Genomic DNA, 19074 nt, shown 5'->3' on the forward strand with positions numbered 1-19074 from the left:
TAGGTTTTTCGTATTTTCCCCATAGAAAAATCCCCTCCATAGTAGACAGATTAATTGGCTTTCTTTTTTCTGTCTACTATAAGGGGATCATATCAGTATAGGGGTGGTCTTTTTACTTACTACGCTCATTCTCACTCTTTAGTACAATTCAATTAACTGTTCCTTTTATTTTGGGAAGACGCAGGTTGTTTTCTCATTCTCCAAATAAGCGAAAAGAATAGGAGGATGACTCCTACACTAACCCCTATTAATTGGTCCAACAACAGTTCTCCTGTTCTGATATAGTGAAAAGTAAAAGTTCCGCCAAATATTAAGACTATTAGAAAAGATAATCGTATAAGATATGAATTTATTGTCACAAGTTCCCCCCCTTTACTAAAAACCCAACTCTATATTAACACCATCTGTATAATATTACTTTAATTTCCTTGGTGAATTCATTGACGTTTTGAATGCGATAAATACTTTAATGACGTGTGCGCCATCATCGGATTTGATTCAATTCAAAGCTGAACAACAGAAAATTGAAAGAAAAATGACAGAAAGATGATAGATTATTTTGCTTCGGACATGCTATGGATATTTTGTTGAAGCAGGGCGTCACTCCGATCGGGGGTGGCGTTTTTATGATCTATTAAAAAATGTTGTTGTTAACTAACTGGACAGAATAATTTAATAATCTCGAAGGGGAAAATATCTTCAGAGGTGATTTTATGCGTTTATTGTTTCTTACCTTTTTATTTCCGATAATTATTTTATTCACAAACCTATCCTACATTTGCTGAAACGGATGCTAAGCAATTAGAAAGCCAAATAAATTCATTTATATCGGGTTTGCGAACGGAAACACCCAAACAATCTGTAGAATTGTGGATATTAGGTGTGAAAAATCGAAGTGGCGCTGTTCAATTTGCAGTGCTTTCGTCTTCACTTCAAGAACGTACACGGAAGCAATTTGAAGAAGCGAATTGGGGGACTGGGCAATCAAGTCCGTGGGTTGATAACTTTCGGGTTGTAAAGGTAAAAAAGATTAGCGATACAAAATTACAATTTACAATTGCGTATAATTTAGTAACTTCATATGCAAGACTTGGCAGCGGACAAAAGGTTATTACTGTGGAAAAGAATCCAGAACCATATAGAACTAACTGGTTTATAACCAAGATAACAACAAAATATAATCAATGGGAGGCATTTGCCCCTGCTGAAACAGTGATTAAATAAAGGTTGATTTGAACGTTAAGAACTCACTTATTTTGTCGTAAAGAACCAATTTTTTGGTCCTTTTTCTTTTGATGAAATATCAACATAAATGTTTAACAAAGCCATTTGAAAAAACAAAAAAGCAGATCTCACTTCATCGCGGTGGGTCTGCTTTCTTATTTTATACCTAAAAACAATTATCAGCCTACCAATTCACATTCTAATACGGTAACTGCCTGTCCGGATAAAACAACCCTATTGTTATGTAATTTCACTTTCAAAACTCCTCCCCTTTTTGATGCCTGGTACGCAATAAATTCATTTTTGTCTAACTTATTTTCCCAGTATGGACCAAGACAGCAATGCGCAGAACCTGTAACTGGATCTTCATCAACTCCCACAGCCGGGAAAAAACATCTTGAAATAAAATCAAACTCATTTGTTGTTGATTTGCTTGTTACAATAATTCCTCTCGTGTCAATTTGCTGTAATAATGAAAAATTAGGTTTCAATTCTCGCAATACTCGTTCTGATTCTATTTCAATTAAATAGTCAAAACGGTTTCGGCCAACAAATAGCGGTTGAATTCCTAAGCCTTCCATCAATTCATTCGGATAGGCAGCTACTTGTTCAGGCGGCTCAGCGGGAAAATTTAATTCAATCCATTCGCCATCTTTACTAGCTGTAAGTAGCCCGCTTTTCGTATAAAATGTAATTGGTTGTTCTGAATTTGCATAACCAAGCTCCCACAAAATATGTGCACTAGCCAATGTAGCATGTCCGCATAAATCCACCTCTGTACTCGGTGTGAACCATCTTAACGAATATCCATCTTGCTGTGGGTGAAGAAAAGCGGTCTCAGACAAATTCATTTCGGCAGCAACATTTTGCATCCAGACTTCATCTTTTGGAGAAGAAAGAACACAAACTGCCGCTGGATTTCCTTTAAAAACTTGATTTGTAAAAGCGTCGACAACATAAATCGATATTGGCATAATCTCATTCCCCTTTTTGTCATGATGACGATAAAAATTTTCTATCCCACCAAACCTTATACAAATATTGGAATCTCCACTCTCCTATGAAAGCGATTGCTACTCTTATTCTGACATTATTCGTTTAAACAACTTCTGAAACTCTTCTTCCCAATTTTCAGTTTTCCGAAATGACTCATCAGTAATCACTTGAAGCAGCTGTTGCTTTTTCTTAGAATCACTGACATTACGCAAAATGTATTGCCGGCACTCATAAAGAAAGTCAATGTAATTTTCATAGTTTTCGTCGTACTTTTCTGCAATTTCGCGGCGAATTTTTGCTGCTAAAATCGGGCTCGCTCCTCCTGTTGAAACAGCGATCGTCAATTTGCCGCGCCGCACAGTGGATGGCACGTAGAAATTGGATTGCGTCGGATTGTCAACGACATTGATAAGCTGATGCGGCCTGGCTGCTTGGGCAACCGATTCGTTTACGCCACGCTCATTCGTTGCCGCAATAATTAAAAATGCCTCTTTAATATCTTCACGAGAAAAACATTTTTTCCTCCAAACAAGTGCTCCTTCATCGACAAGTTGTTGAATCAATGCTGTAATCTCCGGAGCAACGACAACTACGTTTGCCTTGGCTTCTATTAATCCGCGTATTTTCCGTTCCGCAACTTTTCCACCACCGATGACAACGACTTGTTTATTCGTTAGATCCAACATGATGGGATATGTCATAATCCCTAATCTCCCCTTACTTGTTTAATAGGCAGTTGCACATAAAAGGATACACCTTTTTCTTCATTGACTGCCCTTACGTTTCCGTTATGAAGCTCGGCAATTCGTTTGACAATCGCCAAGCCCAAGCCAAACTTCCCTTTTTTTCCTGTTTGAAATGTTTGGAACAAATGGGTACGTAAGTGTTCTTCAATTGGAGGGCCGTCATTCCAAAATTGTACGACTACATTGTTGGCTGTTGTCTCCATTCTCACTTGAATGTGTGTGCGCGCATAACGCATTTGATTGTCTACCAGATTTTCAAATGCAATTTTCCATTGTTCTCGGTCTCCTACTACCGTTATATTTTGCAGCTGAGTCGTTATGCGTAAATCCGGGCGATGTGGCTTCATTCGTTCAATGACTTCCTCGAGTAAAGACGCAACAGAAAACGCTTCATATTTTGGCTTTTGCGTAGCATAATAATCGAGCTTCGTTAAATACAGTAAATCTTTAATCCGCTTTTCCAGCCGAACCGCTTCTTCTTTAATGACGCTGACAGAACCTTCGAGGCTGCCTTTTGGAAATACGCCATCCTCAATTGATTCAGCGTAACTTCGAATGACCATTACAGGCGTTTTGAGCTCATGAGAAATATGCTGCAACATCGATTTTTGCGCCTCATCTTGCTGAATAAGCTTCATTCTCATTTTTTCAATCGAGCGGGCGAGACCCCCAATTTCATCATGACGGTCTTGAATGAGCGGCTCGTGCCAATCTTTTTCCGCAATTCGTTTGACATGCTCGTCCATTTGCCGGAGCGGTCGCGTTAAATATTTTGCCAGCCACGCAGCAGGAAACGAAATCACAAGCAAAGCAATGACGATGACAAAAACAAGCCGCCCAAACAATGTGCGTACTAAATCGTTTAAATAGGAATCCCACATATACGAGACGAGTGCAACTTCCTTGCCAAGAATGGTACCTTTGCGAATAACGTAATAAATTCTTTCTCCTTGAATTTCTTTTGTATACCGTTTGGATGTTTCCTGTTGTTGCATCGCTTCCTTATATAGCTTTTTCACAAACCGCGGCGGCAAAGTACTATCATCAATTACTCCAACATCGGGTAAAAACACTAAATGATTAACACTACGGATTGACTGGCGACTTCGGTCTTGTTCGATGGGAGTTTGCTCGAGCATATCATCTGTAAATTGGTTCATTTGCGCATTTTCAATAATGCGATATGTCTCTTCCATAAAAAAGCTGCGCAATGTAACGAAAATAAATAAGGCAATAAGCAAAGAAAACAGCAATGTAATCCCTGCAAATACGGTCCATATTTGAATCGCTAGCGGTTTATTTTTCATCAAATTCGCACAGGAGACCCTCTGCTTCCATATCGTGGAGGGCTTGACCCCAACGATAAGTGGGCATTGTTGAAGCCAACACTCTCCTTTGCATTTTCCTCCTTTCATGAGAATAATGATGTTGGGAGAAAAGCGTTACTCATAAGGCACTCTATTGCTCTTCGGCAACTCCATGTATGAGGTTAGTTGCAGGAAGTCATTGCCACCGTAAAATATGGAACATACACGTCTACTGTGCGCAGAACATAAAAATACAGAACCACATAGGCGGAGGCACAGTAGGCATTCCCAGTTAAGTGAACGGGAACACCACTCTGGTGCTGCCGGATACTCGCAAACCTCCGCTTCAAGCGTTGTTAATCGGGGAAGTTGACGCCCCTATCATCCTATATCCAAAACCGTAAATCGTTTCAATACGCAATTTCGGCAGTTTTTTTCGCACTCGGCGCACTAAATCATCGACAGCGCGATCGCTTCCAAAATAATCATCTCCCCATACTTTCCGAAGAAGCTGTTCGCGGGAAAATGCACGTGCAGGATGACGAGCAAACACAAGCAGTAAATCAAACTCTTTCGCTGTTAATTCGATCACTGTTTCTCCTTCCTTGATCATTCTTCTTTGTACATCAATTAAATAAGGAGGAAGCTGAATGACCTCCGTTTCCATCTGAGAAAAACTCGGTACTTTTTCATACACACGAGCTAGCAATTTTTTCGTTCGAATGACAAGTTCCCGGGGTAAAAACGGCTTGGCTAGGTAGTCGTCGCTGCCAAGCTCAAGTCCAAGAATGCGGTCTAAATCTGCATCGCGTGCGGAAATGAAAATAACCGGTAAATCCGGATTCACCGCTTTAATCTCACGCAACAATTCAAATCCATCGATATCTGGTAACATAATGTCTAAAATCCATACATGTGGCGGCTCAGCTCCCTTTACCGCCTCGTACGCTTCCGTCCCTGTAAGAAATGAAGTAACATGCCACCCTTCCTTTTTTAAATATGAGGTAAGGAGTTCATTTAAATTAGCTTCATCTTCGACTAAATAAATTCGGTACATCGAAATCACCTTCTATAAGAAAAGCTGAAGCGCCGCAATTGGCTCTCGAAGCCAAATGTTCTTCGGCTGTAGAGGTGCTTGTCTCTCAAGGACGCTGATTGGGCACAATAAGTTTGCCCGCTGAGGCTAGACTCTTTTCTTTTTTATCTCTGAAAAAAGGCCGTGTTTTAAAACACGACCTTTTTTACTATTATAATTCATTTTTCATTATTTTTGTGTTGCATCTTTAATTAGTTGTGCCAAGCGTTGATTTTCTGCTTGTATATGTTTGAGCCATTTCGGTAAGAGAGTAGCAATCGCATCTCGATCTTTTTCTTTTATCGCTTTATGAAGCTGCTTACGAAGCTCGCGCGTCTCTTTCATCGATGCTTGCGGGAGCCATTTGTTAGCGGTTTTCAGTTCTTTGAGTTGCTGTTTGAATTGTTCCTTGGTGATTTCTTTATTTACTAATTGGTCAATAAGCTTGTCAAAGGCAGCTTCACGTTCTTTCTTCATTTTCTCGCGCTTTGCTTTGATCCCTTTTTTTACTTGTTCTGTGTTCAACTGTTTCCATAACGCTTTCCGTTCGTTGATTGCTTTTTGCCACTCATCTACTTGGTCGGGCGTGTATTGTTTTACAATCTCTAGCCACTTTTGCTCGTCCATAGCCCCATGTTTGAACATATGCCCGCCAAATGCATGCCCGATTAACGACGATACTTCTGTGACAATGCTTGGTTTCTCAGTCTTCACCTCCGTATCCGCTGCAAATGCCGCTGTCGGAATCGTTAAAATCGCAGCTAATACTGCTGGAATCCATTTTTTCTTCTCCATTGATACACACACCCCTTTTACGCAAAGCATTTTGCTTGCGTGATTATTGTAGAAAGAAAGTACGGAAACATTGTCAAAAAAATGTGGGAAATTGTGAAAAACATTTTACAATCGATATACCACGATGGTACGGTTTTTTGAAAATGCCCATGGTCTTCCAAAGTTGCATTACATCTTTTGAACATCAAATCAAGCGCTTTCGGATCGGCATATAACGTCCAAACAACCATTGAAAACACGCTCACAGCTGCATATCCAGCGAGTTAAGTTCGGAGTTGAATTGTTTCTGAATTTTCCTGATAAAAACGTGATGCTTACATTGCGGCTAAACAAGGAAATTTTATAAAAAATGAAAATAAGGGAGCGCCTCTATCGTATCTTCCAAAATCAATCGCATCGATATATTGTCCGTTACAAACGGTCAAATTGCTCGGATGGAAGTCACCATGTTGCGGCGATGCTTCATATATGCAGCATGTTCGCCGATAAATGTGATTACCTGCTCGTCATTTGGAATACGAACGCCGCTCCTTCGATATGCATCCTATGTACCGCCTTGCTTTTGCAAATTGCCGAGAATGTCAAGCGGAAAGATGCTTGGGGACAAGATATTCATCCATGTTTCAGAATTGCCTTTCCGCTTCGATCCCGATTTTGTACTGCCTGTCTTCTGTATAAGCTGGAAGCAGCTTTTTGACTCCTTCCCTTTTAAGAAACTGTAGCACCATTTAATCAATCCGTATGTCCTCATCCCCCTCTCAGGAACATATATTCTCTCAGGAACATATATTACACTGTTCTGCTTTAACGATTGCGCAACGTAAACATTCTTCCCGCTTTTTCATAGTTTTTGGATGCTTGTCACATGCAACAGCCGCTTGGTACCATCATTTTCTTCATCAGAAAATCCCTTTTGAATTTCATAGCTTTCTTTTGCCCCGATTGACGAAGGAATAGCATTGTGAGCTTCAACAATATTTTTCCCATTTTTTCGCGTTCCTTTCATAAAATAAAAAAAGCTTACCGCTTTCCAACAGCAAGCTTTTCAAACTACACGAATCTGCTATGTTACATACGATTATCTGAATTTATCATCAATTCTCTGTTGATAGTCTCTTAGCGCCACCGAATTCGTTTTATTTCGTTTTTTCATCAACGCATTCCAGCGCAGTAATTTCTCATTGATCTTTCTCCTCAGATTCTCCTTTTCTTTTTCATCTTCACAGCAGCGAAGCAAATCTTCAAGCGTCATCAGCTCTTTTTTTAAATCAACTTCCTCAGAAACATAGCCGGCGTTTTTTAACATGAGATAGCCGATTCGCAACTCTTCGGGAATATGGGATAAATCATCGATCTCGAGCGGCTTTCCAAACCCAGGCAGATCATCGAACTCCCCGTTTTTCATCGCCTCACGAATTTTTTCTTCGGCAATTTTCCAAATGATATCCACGCTTTCACCTCCTACACACGGGGCTTCGTTTGACTATATTGGCGAAGAAACTCTACAAACTCATGAAAAGGTAACGGCTTCGCGTAATAATATCCTTGCGCTTCATCACAGCGCTTTTCTTTCAAATATGCCACTTCCTGCCCAGTTTCTACTCCTTCCGCAAGCACCTTCATACCAATATTATGCCCAAGCGAAATAATAGCAGGCAAAATCGCTTCTTCTTCTTGAATATTTCGAACAAACGAGCGGTCAATTTTCAAACGATCAATCGGAAGGTGTTTTAAATAACTTAATGAGCTATATCCAGTTCCAAAATCATCCATACTTATCATCACACCCACAGATTTTAACCGATGCAAAATGGCAATGGCTTTCTCCGTGTCCATAGCCATTCGTTCAGTAATTTCCAAATCCAGACAGTAAGGTGGTAATCCTGTTTCTTCTAAAATTTTTACTAGCTTATGAACAAAACGCCTACTTTCGAATTCATACGGCGATAAATTTACAGATACTGATAAAAACGGATATTCGTCTAACAGCAGCTTCGTCTGTTGACAAGCAGTACGGATGACCCATTCATTAATCGGTATGATAAATCCTGTTTGTTCAGCAACAGGAATAAATGTATCTGGGGCAATCAATCCTTTCTCTGGATGGTTCCAACGGATCAATGCCTCCATTCCTGTGACTGTTCCTGTATCCAGCCGAATTTGTGGTTGATAATAGAGCTCAAATTCTCCGTCTTCCAGCGCACGACGCAGCTCTTGTTCAATCGTCATCTTCTCTTGAATCGTCTGATTCATTTGTTCTTTAAAGAAAAGATATTGGCTCGTTGCCTTTTTTCCCAACTCATATCTAGCTATATCAGCTTTTTTAATGAGCGTTTTTGCATCGGTTCCATCATGCGGATATAAACTAATTCCGATCCGAGCAGTGATAAAAAATTCTTGATCATTCACGACAATTGGCTCTTCTAACGTCTCAATCATCTGTGCTGCGAATTCTTTTACCTCTTCTTTCCGATGAATATGCGGGAAAATTAAAATAAATTCATTTCCTCCCCATCGGCCCAATACCATATGGTCATTCATAATTTTTTGAATTTGCGAAGCTGCTCCAAGTAAAACTTGATCCCCAACCGAATACCCATAAAGGTCATTAATCATTTTAATTCCATTCATCTCAATAAACATGACCGCTTGTTGGGAACCTTCCTTCATGTGTTCCGTAATAATTTGATACAGTGACTCTTTATTCGGCAATCCGGTTAAATCATCATGGAACGTAATATAATGCATTTTCTCTTCATTTTGCTTTCTCTCCGTAATATCGCGTATCGCTGTGACACTGACACGCTTTGAATCATATTCATAATCGCGCTGCAAAATTTCAGCAGGAAACCTTGTTCCATCTTTTCTCCTCAAATCAATTTCATACGTTCCTTCCCGACAACCATTATTTTTTAATTTCTTTAACGACTCAGGAACGATAAGATCTTCAATCGGCAAATGAACGAACTCACTTTCCGTATATCCGAACAAACGACACGCTGACTCGTTTACTTCTACTACTTTTCCCTGTGAGTGAATGACAATCCCTTCCATGGTTACTTCCGACAATCTCTTAAACCGTGCTTGGCTAATCTCCAACTCTTTCTTATGTTTCTGAAATAATCTTTTCTCAATTTGTATATAAATAACTAACACATAGACAGCATAGTATACAAGAAACATAAGAAATAAAATAGCAATCCCCTTTTCTCGCTCCTGTTGTAGCTTTTTCAAATACCCTTTTGCATCATAGTCTATACCGATTACCGCGTTAACCTTCCCACTTTTGTCGAATATCGGTGAAAAGGCACTAATATTTTCTCCCCAGTTATTAGAAGTCGGTTCCTTTTGCATGCTGAATTTCCCTTGAAACGCTTCCTCCAACTCAGGAATTCGCTTGCGATACACCGTTCCAATTGGAACTCGTTGCTCCTTCTTTCCGTCAATGATCCCGTTATGGTTATAATCCATTTCTGGTGCAACAACAAAATAGTTTTCCCCATCTTTATTCTTTTTTAATGTATACCAATTATGGATTTCGGGATGATCATGTTGCCAACGAAGCATCGCTTTTAAAATATGGATATATGTTGGATTTGTTTCTTTTGTTTCATCGTTCAACGATTCGTGATGTAGTTCGAACAATTCTGTTGAAAATACTTTTGTAAAATGCTCGGAAAACCTTTTATATTCTTTATACTCATTCGCCTCAAACCAACTTACATACCAAACTCCAAAAGCGAGGAAAAGAGCAGTGACAATATAAAACACAATGGTCCATCGACGCGCTACCTGAAAAATCGACAATGTCAGTTTTCTTTTCGACAAGCGATTGATTTGCCACTGTACAACAACAATGACCGCTATAACCGTTAGCACAAATGCGGCATACTCTATTCCTTTTGATCCCATCATTATCACCATAAAGTTGTAAATTCAACTTCCTTATGACCATTATAGAGGTATTGCGCACCTCCTTCTGTCCCTCCCCATTCCTATTCCTTCGACATTTTACGACATAGTTATCCTTTTGATACAAAAGCACTATGAAAACGCTCTCTAAACAAGGTATATTTTTGCTCTATTACGACTATTTCATTGATTTTTATATCAACAAAACAAACTTCAAAATATGAAAAAGTACCTAATTTTAGCACTAGGTCATATGTTTGTAACTTTTCTGTAATATTATTTAATTCAACTGTAATAAAATTTCGACAACATTTTTGCTATACTAAACCTAGCGAAAATCGGAACATTGGACGTTGGGGGTTTACGAGGATGAAAAAGGCTATCACGATTACTTTTCTATCAGCTCTACTAATTCTCAGTTCTACCTTTGTGAACACTTTCAAAGCAGAAGCTGCTTTTAATCCACAACAAGTCATTGCAGAAGCGAAAAAGTTAATCGGTACTCGCTATAAATTCGGCGGTACAACCCCGAAAGGATTCGATTGCTCAGGTTTCGTCTATTACACGCATAAAAAAGTAGGAAAAATTCTGCCACGTTCTTCGGCACAAATGTACAAAAAAGGAAAAAGCGTACATAAGTCGAAACTGTTACCAGGCGACTTAGTATTTTTTAGTACATACAAAAAAGGGGCTTCCCATGTAGCCATTTATATTGGTAAAAATCAAATCATTCATGCTACATCAAACGGAGTTAAAATTGATAGCTTAAATAATCCTTACTGGAAATCAAAATTTATCGGGGCAAAACGAATATAATTACCGATTGATCAGCTCTCTCATGTTAAGTAACGCTGCTTAATGTGTAGAGAGTTTTTTATATATACGCAAAAAAAAGCACCTCCTATTTTCGGAGGGCTTTCGTATATATTCATAGGGGTCGGGGGAATACTTGGAAAACTTTCCGGTACTATTTATTTCCCGTTATGAACAAATTTATACATCAAAAAATAAAAATTTTTGCTTATTCTTCTTGTAATAAACGCGGTAAATAATCGAGATGAAATAAATCATCCGGGTAACGGAATGGAAATGCTTCTTCCTCGTCACTCCATTCTTCTACGATTTCTTGAAGAGATTGCATGTAATAATGATAGAAAAACTCATAACTAAACGGTTCATCAGGCATATGAGATTTTGCGCAAACAGCTGGACTCGCATAATTTAAGTACGTTCGACAAGGAATCGGACGTACTTCATATATTCGACATGTATTCGTCCGCACATCGAGAAACGGGCATGGTACTTGTTTGGCAATGTATTTTTCTTTGAAACGAGCATCTTCCATAAAATCGATAGCATAGACCACATCTAACGCTTCTTTCTGTTGCTGAAAGTACGTACGCAAATGAGCTTGAATCTCTTCGCGCTCTTTCGCTGGGAGCCTATCGATATATGTTTGAATGAGTCTCGCTTCTAGCTTTGTGATAATAATAGGAAAATAACAACAATGCGCACACCCTTTTGCACATGTTGGACGAATGTTGACCTTTTGCTCAATGTCATGAATTTGCTCATCGACAAGCTGCAACAGTTCCTGAAACGCCCGTAAAAGAAATAATAATGGCGGCTCTTCATCATATTGTGCAAACAGCTCATCTACTTTTTCGATAAATGGTTCATCAGTTGGAAGGTACTTTTCATTAATTTTCTTACAAATATTGACGATGTCGATATATGTCAAATGTCGTTCCAAATTGCTTCACCCCTTTCTATTATACCCCCATAAATCCAAATAGGAATCAGAATTATTATAAGTAGAGATAAAATGAAGGTAGGTGAAAATGATGTTCGTTCATCCTGAAATTGGAATCGATTTAGGAACAATGAACGTTTTAATATATAGTAAAAATAAAGGAATTATTCTTAACGAACCAGCTGTGTTAGCCGTTCATACAGAAACAAACGAAGTATTAGCGATCGGTTCTGAAGCAAAAATGATGATCGGAAAAACGCCCGGAAATGTCGAAACCGTTTATCCATTAAAAAACGGGGTCATTGCTGACTTTAACAAAACAGCTGATATGCTAAAACAAATGATGAAATTGGCAAGCAAGAGACTCGGATTTTCGCTAAAAAAACCAAATGTTGTCGTCAGCACCCCGTATCATTCAACTTCCGTAGAACGCCGCTCAATACATGAAGCCATTAAAAGCTGTGGCGCCAAAAACGTATATTTAATCGAGGAACCAGTAGCAGCAGCCATCGGAGCTGATCTGCCTGTCGATGAGCCGGTAGCCAATGTGATTGTCAATATCGGAGCCGGTAAAACAGAGGCCGCGATCATTTCCCTTGGTGGGGTTGTTGCGTGCCATTCTCTTCGTATTGGTGGCAATCAATTAGATGAAGACATCATTCAATATGTACGGCAAAAATATAACTTATTGATCGGTGAGCGTACAGCGGAACGCGTCAAAATTGAAATCGGTTATACCCCTATCAAACACGAAGAAAGAACGATGGTCATCCATGGCCGCGATTTAGTGACAGGTTTTCTCAAAGCCATTCCATTGAGTTCGATCGAAGTACAAGAAGCGATTTCTGAATCCCTTCAGCAAATTCTTAGCGCTGTTCGCTCCGTGCTAGAAGATTGCCCTGCTGAACTAAGCGGTGACATCATCGAGCACGGTATCATTCTCAGCGGTGGCGGCGCTCTTCTCAACGGCATGCAAGATTGGCTAAGCCAAGAAGTGTTCGTCCCTGTCCATTTGGCTCCAAATCCGCTCGAATCTGTCGCTATCGGTACAGGGCGTTCATTAAGCATCATGCAAAAACTGATGAAAGCAGCGCTATAAAACAGGGAGACCGTCTGATGCGGCTCCCTGCGATTTTTAAGAGGGCTTTTGGAAAAGCTCAGCTTCTTTCTGATGCTAAGTGGCCTCTACCGCTTTCGATAAGAAAATCGACTATATGCACCGCGCACATGCAAGTAGACACCCCTTTCTGTTCAATTCCTAATTTCATTTGTAAAAGGAAGCCGGGGTTGCTGTAACAATGGTTGTCGCTTTTGTTTCTTTTACTTTTTGCATTTTATAATCAATAATCGGCAGCGACATGTACAGCTCTACATATTGTAAATCCCTGCTGAGCCACAATTTCCTTCCGTTAGCAAAAGGGACCGAGCCCATCGAACAGACATGATGTTCTTCGGACGCCGTCCCCTCCCTAACAGCTATGGAATCATCCACGATAACACGTTAGATTGTAAGAATGTAAGAATTCCAATCAAAATAATAAGGAAAATACTATGCTTCACCGTGAAGCGAAATAAATCCGATTCTTTTCCGGTTAAACCAACAGCAGCACAAGCAACGGCAATAGATTGCGGGGAAATCATTTTGGCCGTCACACCACCTGATGAGTTCGCCGCAATCGCAAGAACTGGGTCCATTCCTACAGAAGTGGCTGTTACCTTTTGTAAATTACCAAATAATAAATTGGATGAAGTATCTGAACCTGTGATAAATACACCTAACCACCCGAGAAATGGTGAGAAAAACGGAAATAACGGTCCCGTTTTCGCCAGCGCCATGCCAAGTGTTGTGCTCATTCCTGAAGCATTGGTTACATAAGCGAATCCAACGACAGAAACAATCGTTAAAATCGGCAATTTTAATTCCATTAATGTCTCTCCAAATGTGGCTGCCCATTGTTTCCAAGAGATATGAACAATAAATTTCGTTATAACAGCTGCTAAAAAAATTGCTGTACCAGCTGCCCCTAATACTTCCAATTTATATATAGCTGGAATCGGTTGACCACTTGTGCTAATAATCTTGTTATTGAGCCCTGGTACTTCAGGCATAAACGTGAGTCGATGGCCGAGTACATTGATTGCTTTTAATAGACTATTTGTTCCTTCATAATGGCCGGTTAACGCCAATTTTACTTCTGGAACTCCCCATAGGGATATAAAAGCAGTTAGCACTAAAAATGGAGACCACGCTTTCAACACTGCTCCTCCTGTATGTGTAACAAGTTGAGCTTGTGCCGTAACCGCTACTTCAGAATATGCTTCTGATGGAAAACGAAAAATCTGTTTTGGTTTCCAAAATTTCAGGAAAATCGTCAATGCCAACAATGACACTAACGCCGATAAAATATCAGGCAATTCCGGTCCTAAAAAGTTGGAGCTCACAAATTGTGTCAACGCAAAGGAAATACCTGATACAAGAATCGCCGGAAGCACTTCGATTGTTCTTTTTAATCCAGCCATAATGACAATTAAATAAAAAGGAATCATGACAGATAAAAACGGTAATTGACGACCAACCATTTTCGAAATTTCCATTGCGGGAATGCCGGTTGGACCTTCTACAGCAGTAATCGGAATCCCAATGGCTCCAAAGGCCACTGGTGCCGTATTAGCGAGCAAACAAATCCCTGCCGCATATAACGGATTAAATCCTAAGCCAACGAGCAACGCCGCAGAAATCGCGACCGGCGCTCCAAATCCTGCCGCACCTTCAAGGAACGCTCCGAACGAAAACGCTATCAATAAAGCTTGCAAGCGGCGGTCTTCTGTAATAGACAGCACGGAGTTGCGAATCACATCAAATTGTCCTGTTTTCACAGTCAATTTATACAAAAATACGGAAGTAATAATAATCCAACCAATCGGTAATAATCCGTAAACCGCCCCTTGTGTGGCAGACATAACAGCCATGGTTATCGGCATTTTGTAAGCGGTTACGGAAATCAATAAAGCAATGAGCAACGTCGTTAATCCCGCTACATGCCCTTTCATTCGTTTTATTGCTAACGCCCAAAAGAAATATAAAATTGGAATAAGCGCGACCAACGCCGATAACCAAAAATGATCAGAAATAGGTGTAAAATCTTGTTTCCACTGCATATGAAACCCCTCTCCTTTCGTTCAACAGTGTAAAATTTCACACAACAACGATCCCCCTACTCACTCAAACGTTTATCACTCCCCGACACCAATATGCAAAGCTTAGTCACCTAGTCATCAGATGACCGGATAATAAAGTAGTATTACTGAACAAATTATATGACCGATTCGCCAAAAAAACAATAGAAAAAATTAAATTTTTTGAATTTTCCCCTCTCCTTTCTCGTTTAAGGATGAAACATTTTTATTGTCATTTTGTTCCGTGTATAATAAAAATTAAATTTTCTTGCTGAGGTGAACACGTTGGAATACAAACAAATCAAACCGAAAAAAATTTACGAAGAAGTAGCAGAAGCGATTTTTCACATGATTAAAACCGGTGTGTTAAAGCCTGGAGATAAACTGGATTCCGTTCAACAACTAGCAGAGAAGTTTCAGGTGGGGAGGGCGGCGATTCGCGAAGCCCTAACAGCCTTAAAAGCGATGGGATTAATTGAGCTAAAACAAGGAGAAGGCACATACGTTCGTGAGTTTGATCCCATGATGCTTTCCTTTCCTCTTTCCATCGCTGTATTAATGAAAAAAGAAGACATCGTTCATTTACTTGAGGTTCGCAAATTACTAGAAGCGGGGGCTGCTGCCTTAGCCGCCATGAAGAGAACCGATGCTGATTTGCAAGCAATGGAGCAAGCCCTTCGTGAAATGCGAGAAGGAATTGGAAACGAAGAACTTGGTGAAAAGGCGGATCTTGCTTTTCATATGGCCATTGCTGTTGCTTCGCAAAACCCTATTTTAGTAAGTCTGATGAATAACGTATCGGAAATGATGATAGAAACAATGCGAGAAACGAGAAGAATTTGGCTTTTTTCGAAACAAACAACAAGCGAAAAGCTTCTTGAAGAACATAGAAAAATTTTTGAAGCGATTCAAGAAAAAAAAGCAGAAGCCGCCCGACAGCGAATGTTGGAACATTTAGCGAATGTAGAAAGAGTGCTTGAACCATACATATACTCATCATAAGCGCCCGATCAACCGATAGGGCGCTTTCCTGTTTAAAAAATCATTCTTCCCATTTTCCAAAATAAGTGTATAATTATGAACAAAGTCATCTGATGACCTGTTGACTAAAAATCACATTCAATAACTCTCATTATTGGTCAATATCAAGCAGTATGGGGAGGGAGAAAAACATGAAAGTCACTCTATTTGCCACCTGTCTAGTTGATTTATTTCATACGAATGTCGGAAAAGCAACGGTGGAGTTGCTTGAACGATTGGGCTGTGACATTGAATTTCCGGAAGCGCAAACATGTTGCGGGCAACCTGCTTACAACAGCGGGTATGTGAAAGAAGCAAAAGAAGCGATGAAACATATGATTCGTACATTTGAGCATGCGGAATATGTCGTCACTCCTTCCGGTTCTTGCGCCACGATGTTTAAAGAATACCCGCATATTTTTCGTGGGGAGCCTGAATGGGAGACAAAAGCGAAAGCGCTAGCAGCGAAAACATACGAATTAACGCAATTTATTGTGGATGTGTTAAAAGTAGAGCATGTCGGGGCAAAATTACAAGGGCGCGCCACTTACCATACATCTTGTCATATGACTCGCTTGCTCGGCGTAAAAGAAGCTCCTATCAAACTACTAAAAAATGTCGAAGGCTTAGAAATTGTGCCGTTACCTAATGCACATAACTGTTGTGGGTTCGGCGGTACGTTCTCCGTGAAGATGGGACCGATTTCTGAACAAATGGTCGATGAAAAAATCGAACACATCCAGGAAGTAGAAGTAGATTATTTAATTGGAGCGGATTGCGGCTGTTTAATGAACATTGGCGGCCGCATCGAACGGCGAGGAAAACCAATCAAAGTAATGCATATTGCCGAAGTACTCAACAGCCATTAAACGGAGGCGAAAAAATATGTCAATGAAAATCGGAACAGCGAACTTTCATGAGCGAGTAGAAGCAGGCATTCACAACTCCTTTATGCGCGGTGCCGTCGCCGGAGCGCAAGAACGGCTGCACACAAGACGATTGGAAGCCGCAGCGGAACTCGGAAATTGGGAAGAGTGGCGAGCGCTAGGGGAAGAAATTCGCCAGCATACATTACAACATCTTGATTATTATTTAATGCAACTAAGTGAAAACGTATCCAGACGCGGTGGGCATGTTTTTTTCGCTCAAACCGCAGAAGAAGCGAATCAATATATTCGCGATGTCGTTGTAAAAAAGAACGCAAAAAAAATTGTCAAGTCGAAATCCATGGTTACGGAAGAAATTCATTTAAATCCCGTTCTAGAAGCGGCAGGCTGTGAAGTGATTGAAACCGACCTTGGCGAATACATTTTACAAGTGGACGACCATGATCCGCCATCCCATATTGTCGCACCGGCACTCCATAAAAATAAAGAACAGATTCGCGATGTGTTTCGAAAAAAACTAGATTACAAGAAAACAGAAAAGCCCGAAGAACTGACGCTTCATGCTCGTGAAATGCTGCGTCACGAATATTTAACTGCCGATGTCGGCATTACCGGCTGCAATTTTGCGATTGCGGAATCCGGATCAATTACGCTCGTCACCAATGAAGGGAATGCTGATTTAGTGACCGCTCTCCCAAAAACACAAATTACCGTCATGGGTATGGAGCGCATCGTTCCAACATTTGAGGAAATGGAAGTTCTCGTTAGTTTATTAACACGAAGCGCCGTAGGGCAAAAGTTAACGAGCTATATTACCGTTCTGACCGGTCCACGCGACGAAGGCGACGTAGACGGTCCGGAAGAATTTCATTTAGTCATTGTCGACAACGGCCGCTCGAACATTCTCGGTACCGAGTTTCAACCAATATTGCAATGCATTCGCTGCGCTGCCTGCGTCAACGTTTGCCCTGTGTATCGGCATATCGGAGGACACTCGTATGGTTCGATTTATTCCGGTCCGATCGGTGCGGTCCTTTCTCCGCTCCTTGGTGGATACGAAGATTATAAAGAATTGCCATATGCCTCGACGCTGTGTGCGGCTTGTACAGAAGCATGCCCAGTGAAAATCCCGCTTCATGAATTGTTGCTGAAACATCGGCAAGTCATTGTCGAGCGCGAAGGAAAAGCACCGATCTCGGAAAAATTAGCTATGAAAGCATTCGGTTTAGGAGCAGCTTCATCATTTCTTTACAAACTCGGCTCAAAAGTAGCTCCAAGCGCACTCAATCCGTTTACGGCCGACAATCGCATTACCAAAGGGCCTGGTCCGTTAAAAGCATGGACAGAAATTCGTGAATTTCCAGCACCGGATAAAGAACGATTCCGTGACTGGTTTCATAACCGCAAGAAAGGAGAACCAGAATCATGAGCAAAGGTGCTATTCATGGTCGTGAGAAATTTTTACAAACAATTGCCAACCGTCTAGGACGGCAGCAGCCGCTTTCCCATGTCGCGCGTCCTCGTTGGAAACATCAGCCGCAATGGACAGTGTTTCAAGGCCGTAGCCAAGACGATCTGCTGGAAGCTCTGAAGTCACAGTGCTCACGCATTCATACAGACTACATTGAAACAACGATAGATGCGTTGTCATCCACATTAAAGAACGTTGTCTTCCATCATGGCGGAGGCCCTGTCGTTACATGGGATGATCCACGCTTTCACGAATATGGATTAACTCATCTGCTGCAAAAAGAATGGCCAAACGAAAACGTCGATGTCCATGTGTGGAACGCTTCCATCGGCAGGAAAAATATTGAATTCGCAGAAAAAGCGAACGTCGGTATCACTTTTAGTGATATGACCCTCGCTGAATCCGGCACCGTTGTTGTACTCAGCGGCAACGGAAAAGGACGTACCGTTAGCTTTTTACCAAAAACGTATATCGCCATTATCGCAAAAAGCACCATTGTACCGCGCATGACACAAGCAGCAGCCCATATTCATCAACAAATAGAAAAAGGAACCATCATCCCTTCTTGCATTAACTTTATCACAGGCCCCAGCAACTCCGCTGATATTGAAATGAACCTAGTCGTCGGTGTTCATGGGCCTGTCAAGGTAACGTATATTATAGTCACCGACCGATGAAATTCGAAACAGGCGAGTTAGGCTTCGTGAACGA

Annotated in this window: 16 protein-coding genes and 1 pseudogene; 7 read left to right on the forward strand and 10 right to left on the reverse strand. The window is 40.7% G+C overall.

The window, feature by feature from the left end:
• The first annotated feature begins 882 nt into the window (after positions 1-882).
• Positions 883-1224 (forward strand): hypothetical protein, encoded by a 342-nt coding sequence (locus HNR31_RS16545; protein ID WP_309505741.1) that lies wholly within the window; start codon positions 883-885, stop codon positions 1222-1224.
• Between the two features lie 179 nt (positions 1225-1403).
• On the opposite strand, the gene HNR31_RS16550 is transcribed toward HNR31_RS16545, so the two are convergent.
• The 7 genes from HNR31_RS16550 to HNR31_RS16580 form a co-directional block, all read right to left on the reverse strand.
• On the reverse strand, positions 1404-2198 hold the full coding sequence (locus HNR31_RS16550; protein ID WP_181557293.1) for a PhzF family phenazine biosynthesis protein: 795 nt from the start codon (positions 2196-2198) through the stop codon (positions 1404-1406).
• Between the two features lie 105 nt (positions 2199-2303).
• Complete coding sequence (locus tag HNR31_RS16555) at positions 2304-2921, reverse strand: NAD(P)-binding protein (protein WP_181557294.1); 618 nt, start codon at positions 2919-2921, stop codon at positions 2304-2306.
• A 5-nt stretch (positions 2922-2926) separates the two neighbouring features.
• Entirely contained in the window at positions 2927-4273 is a 1347-nt protein-coding gene (locus HNR31_RS16560) for a HAMP domain-containing sensor histidine kinase (RefSeq protein ID WP_181557295.1), read from the reverse strand.
• Positions 4274-4619: 346 nt separating this feature from the next.
• Entirely contained in the window at positions 4620-5330 is a 711-nt protein-coding gene (locus HNR31_RS16565) for a response regulator transcription factor (RefSeq protein WP_181557296.1), read from the reverse strand.
• A 207-nt stretch (positions 5331-5537) separates the two neighbouring features.
• Positions 5538-6143: a hypothetical protein gene (locus tag HNR31_RS16570; RefSeq protein ID WP_181557297.1), complete on the reverse strand. Its 606-nt coding sequence runs from the start codon at positions 6141-6143 to the stop codon at positions 5538-5540.
• 1078 nt (positions 6144-7221) lie between these two features.
• The gene (locus HNR31_RS16575; RefSeq protein WP_181557298.1) at positions 7222-7593 is read right to left on the reverse strand and encodes a DnaJ family domain-containing protein; all 372 of its coding nucleotides are present in this window, start codon (positions 7591-7593) and stop codon (positions 7222-7224) included.
• Positions 7594-7604: 11 nt separating this feature from the next.
• Positions 7605-10055 (reverse strand): putative bifunctional diguanylate cyclase/phosphodiesterase, encoded by a 2451-nt coding sequence (locus HNR31_RS16580; RefSeq protein WP_181557299.1) that lies wholly within the window; start codon positions 10053-10055, stop codon positions 7605-7607.
• A 369-nt stretch (positions 10056-10424) separates the two neighbouring features.
• On the opposite strand from HNR31_RS16580, the gene HNR31_RS16585 reads away from it, so the two are divergent.
• Positions 10425-10871 carry a C40 family peptidase gene (locus HNR31_RS16585; protein WP_181557300.1) on the forward strand — a complete coding sequence of 149 codons (447 nt, stop codon included), beginning with the start codon at positions 10425-10427 and terminating at the stop codon, positions 10869-10871.
• Positions 10872-11076: 205 nt separating this feature from the next.
• Here HNR31_RS16585 and HNR31_RS16590 read toward each other — a convergent pair whose 3' ends face one another.
• Complete coding sequence (locus HNR31_RS16590) at positions 11077-11808, reverse strand: YkgJ family cysteine cluster protein (protein WP_258561117.1); 732 nt, start codon at positions 11806-11808, stop codon at positions 11077-11079.
• A 91-nt stretch (positions 11809-11899) separates the two neighbouring features.
• Between HNR31_RS16590 and mreBH the strand changes: the two genes are divergently transcribed.
• Positions 11900-12907: a rod-share determining protein MreBH gene (gene mreBH, locus HNR31_RS16595; protein ID WP_181557354.1), complete on the forward strand. Its 1008-nt coding sequence runs from the start codon at positions 11900-11902 to the stop codon at positions 12905-12907.
• 58 nt (positions 12908-12965) lie between these two features.
• Here the strand turns inward: mreBH and HNR31_RS19015 are convergent.
• Positions 12966-13206 (reverse strand): annotated as a pseudogene (locus HNR31_RS19015) (glycolate oxidase); the annotation flags it as partial.
• Between the two features lie 78 nt (positions 13207-13284).
• Positions 13285-14967, reverse strand: coding sequence for an L-lactate permease (locus HNR31_RS16600; protein ID WP_181557301.1), 1683 nt, complete (start codon positions 14965-14967; stop codon positions 13285-13287).
• Between the two features lie 303 nt (positions 14968-15270).
• Between HNR31_RS16600 and HNR31_RS16605 the strand changes: the two genes are divergently transcribed.
• The 4 genes from HNR31_RS16605 (at position 15271) to HNR31_RS16620 (ending at position 19040) form a co-directional block, all read left to right on the forward strand.
• Complete coding sequence (locus tag HNR31_RS16605) at positions 15271-15987, forward strand: FadR/GntR family transcriptional regulator (RefSeq protein WP_181557302.1); 717 nt, start codon at positions 15271-15273, stop codon at positions 15985-15987.
• Positions 15988-16157: 170 nt separating this feature from the next.
• Positions 16158-16874, forward strand: coding sequence for a (Fe-S)-binding protein (locus HNR31_RS16610; RefSeq protein ID WP_181557303.1), 717 nt, complete (start codon positions 16158-16160; stop codon positions 16872-16874).
• Between the two features lie 16 nt (positions 16875-16890).
• Positions 16891-18321 (forward strand): LutB/LldF family L-lactate oxidation iron-sulfur protein, encoded by a 1431-nt coding sequence (locus HNR31_RS16615; RefSeq protein WP_181557304.1) that lies wholly within the window; start codon positions 16891-16893, stop codon positions 18319-18321.
• Entirely contained in the window at positions 18318-19040 is a 723-nt protein-coding gene (locus HNR31_RS16620) for a LutC/YkgG family protein (protein WP_181557305.1), read from the forward strand. Before HNR31_RS16615 ends, HNR31_RS16620 begins: the two co-directional genes overlap by 4 nt.
• Positions 19041-19074 lie beyond the last annotated feature (34 nt).

The organism is Thermaerobacillus caldiproteolyticus (assembly GCF_013761245.1).
Taxonomy (GTDB): domain Bacteria; phylum Bacillota; class Bacilli; order Bacillales; family Anoxybacillaceae; genus Thermaerobacillus; species Thermaerobacillus caldiproteolyticus.

Bases quoted from the DNA above. Each gene is read 5' to 3' on its own strand.
- HNR31_RS16570 (WP_181557297.1), bottom strand. From the start codon at position 6,143: ATGGAGAAGAAAAAATGGATTCCAGCAGTATTAGCTGCGATTTTAACG.
- HNR31_RS16615 (WP_181557304.1), top strand. From the start codon at position 16,891: ATGTCAATGAAAATCGGAACAGCGAACTTTCATGAGCGAGTAGAAGCA.
- HNR31_RS16580 (WP_181557299.1), bottom strand. From the start codon at position 10,055: ATGGGATCAAAAGGAATAGAGTATGCCGCATTTGTGCTAACGGTTATA.
- HNR31_RS16610 (WP_181557303.1), top strand. From the start codon at position 16,158: ATGAAAGTCACTCTATTTGCCACCTGTCTAGTTGATTTATTTCATACG.
- HNR31_RS16555 (WP_181557294.1), bottom strand. From the start codon at position 2,921: ATGACATATCCCATCATGTTGGATCTAACGAATAAACAAGTCGTTGTC.
- HNR31_RS16585 (WP_181557300.1), top strand. From the start codon at position 10,425: ATGAAAAAGGCTATCACGATTACTTTTCTATCAGCTCTACTAATTCTC.
- HNR31_RS16550 (WP_181557293.1), bottom strand. From the start codon at position 2,198: ATGCCAATATCGATTTATGTTGTCGACGCTTTTACAAATCAAGTTTTT.
- HNR31_RS16620 (WP_181557305.1), top strand. From the start codon at position 18,318: ATGAGCAAAGGTGCTATTCATGGTCGTGAGAAATTTTTACAAACAATT.
- HNR31_RS16600 (WP_181557301.1), bottom strand. From the start codon at position 14,967: ATGCAGTGGAAACAAGATTTTACACCTATTTCTGATCATTTTTGGTTA.
- HNR31_RS16560 (WP_181557295.1), bottom strand. From the start codon at position 4,273: ATGAAAAATAAACCGCTAGCGATTCAAATATGGACCGTATTTGCAGGG.
- mreBH (WP_181557354.1), top strand. From the start codon at position 11,900: ATGTTCGTTCATCCTGAAATTGGAATCGATTTAGGAACAATGAACGTT.
- HNR31_RS16565 (WP_181557296.1), bottom strand. From the start codon at position 5,330: ATGTACCGAATTTATTTAGTCGAAGATGAAGCTAATTTAAATGAACTC.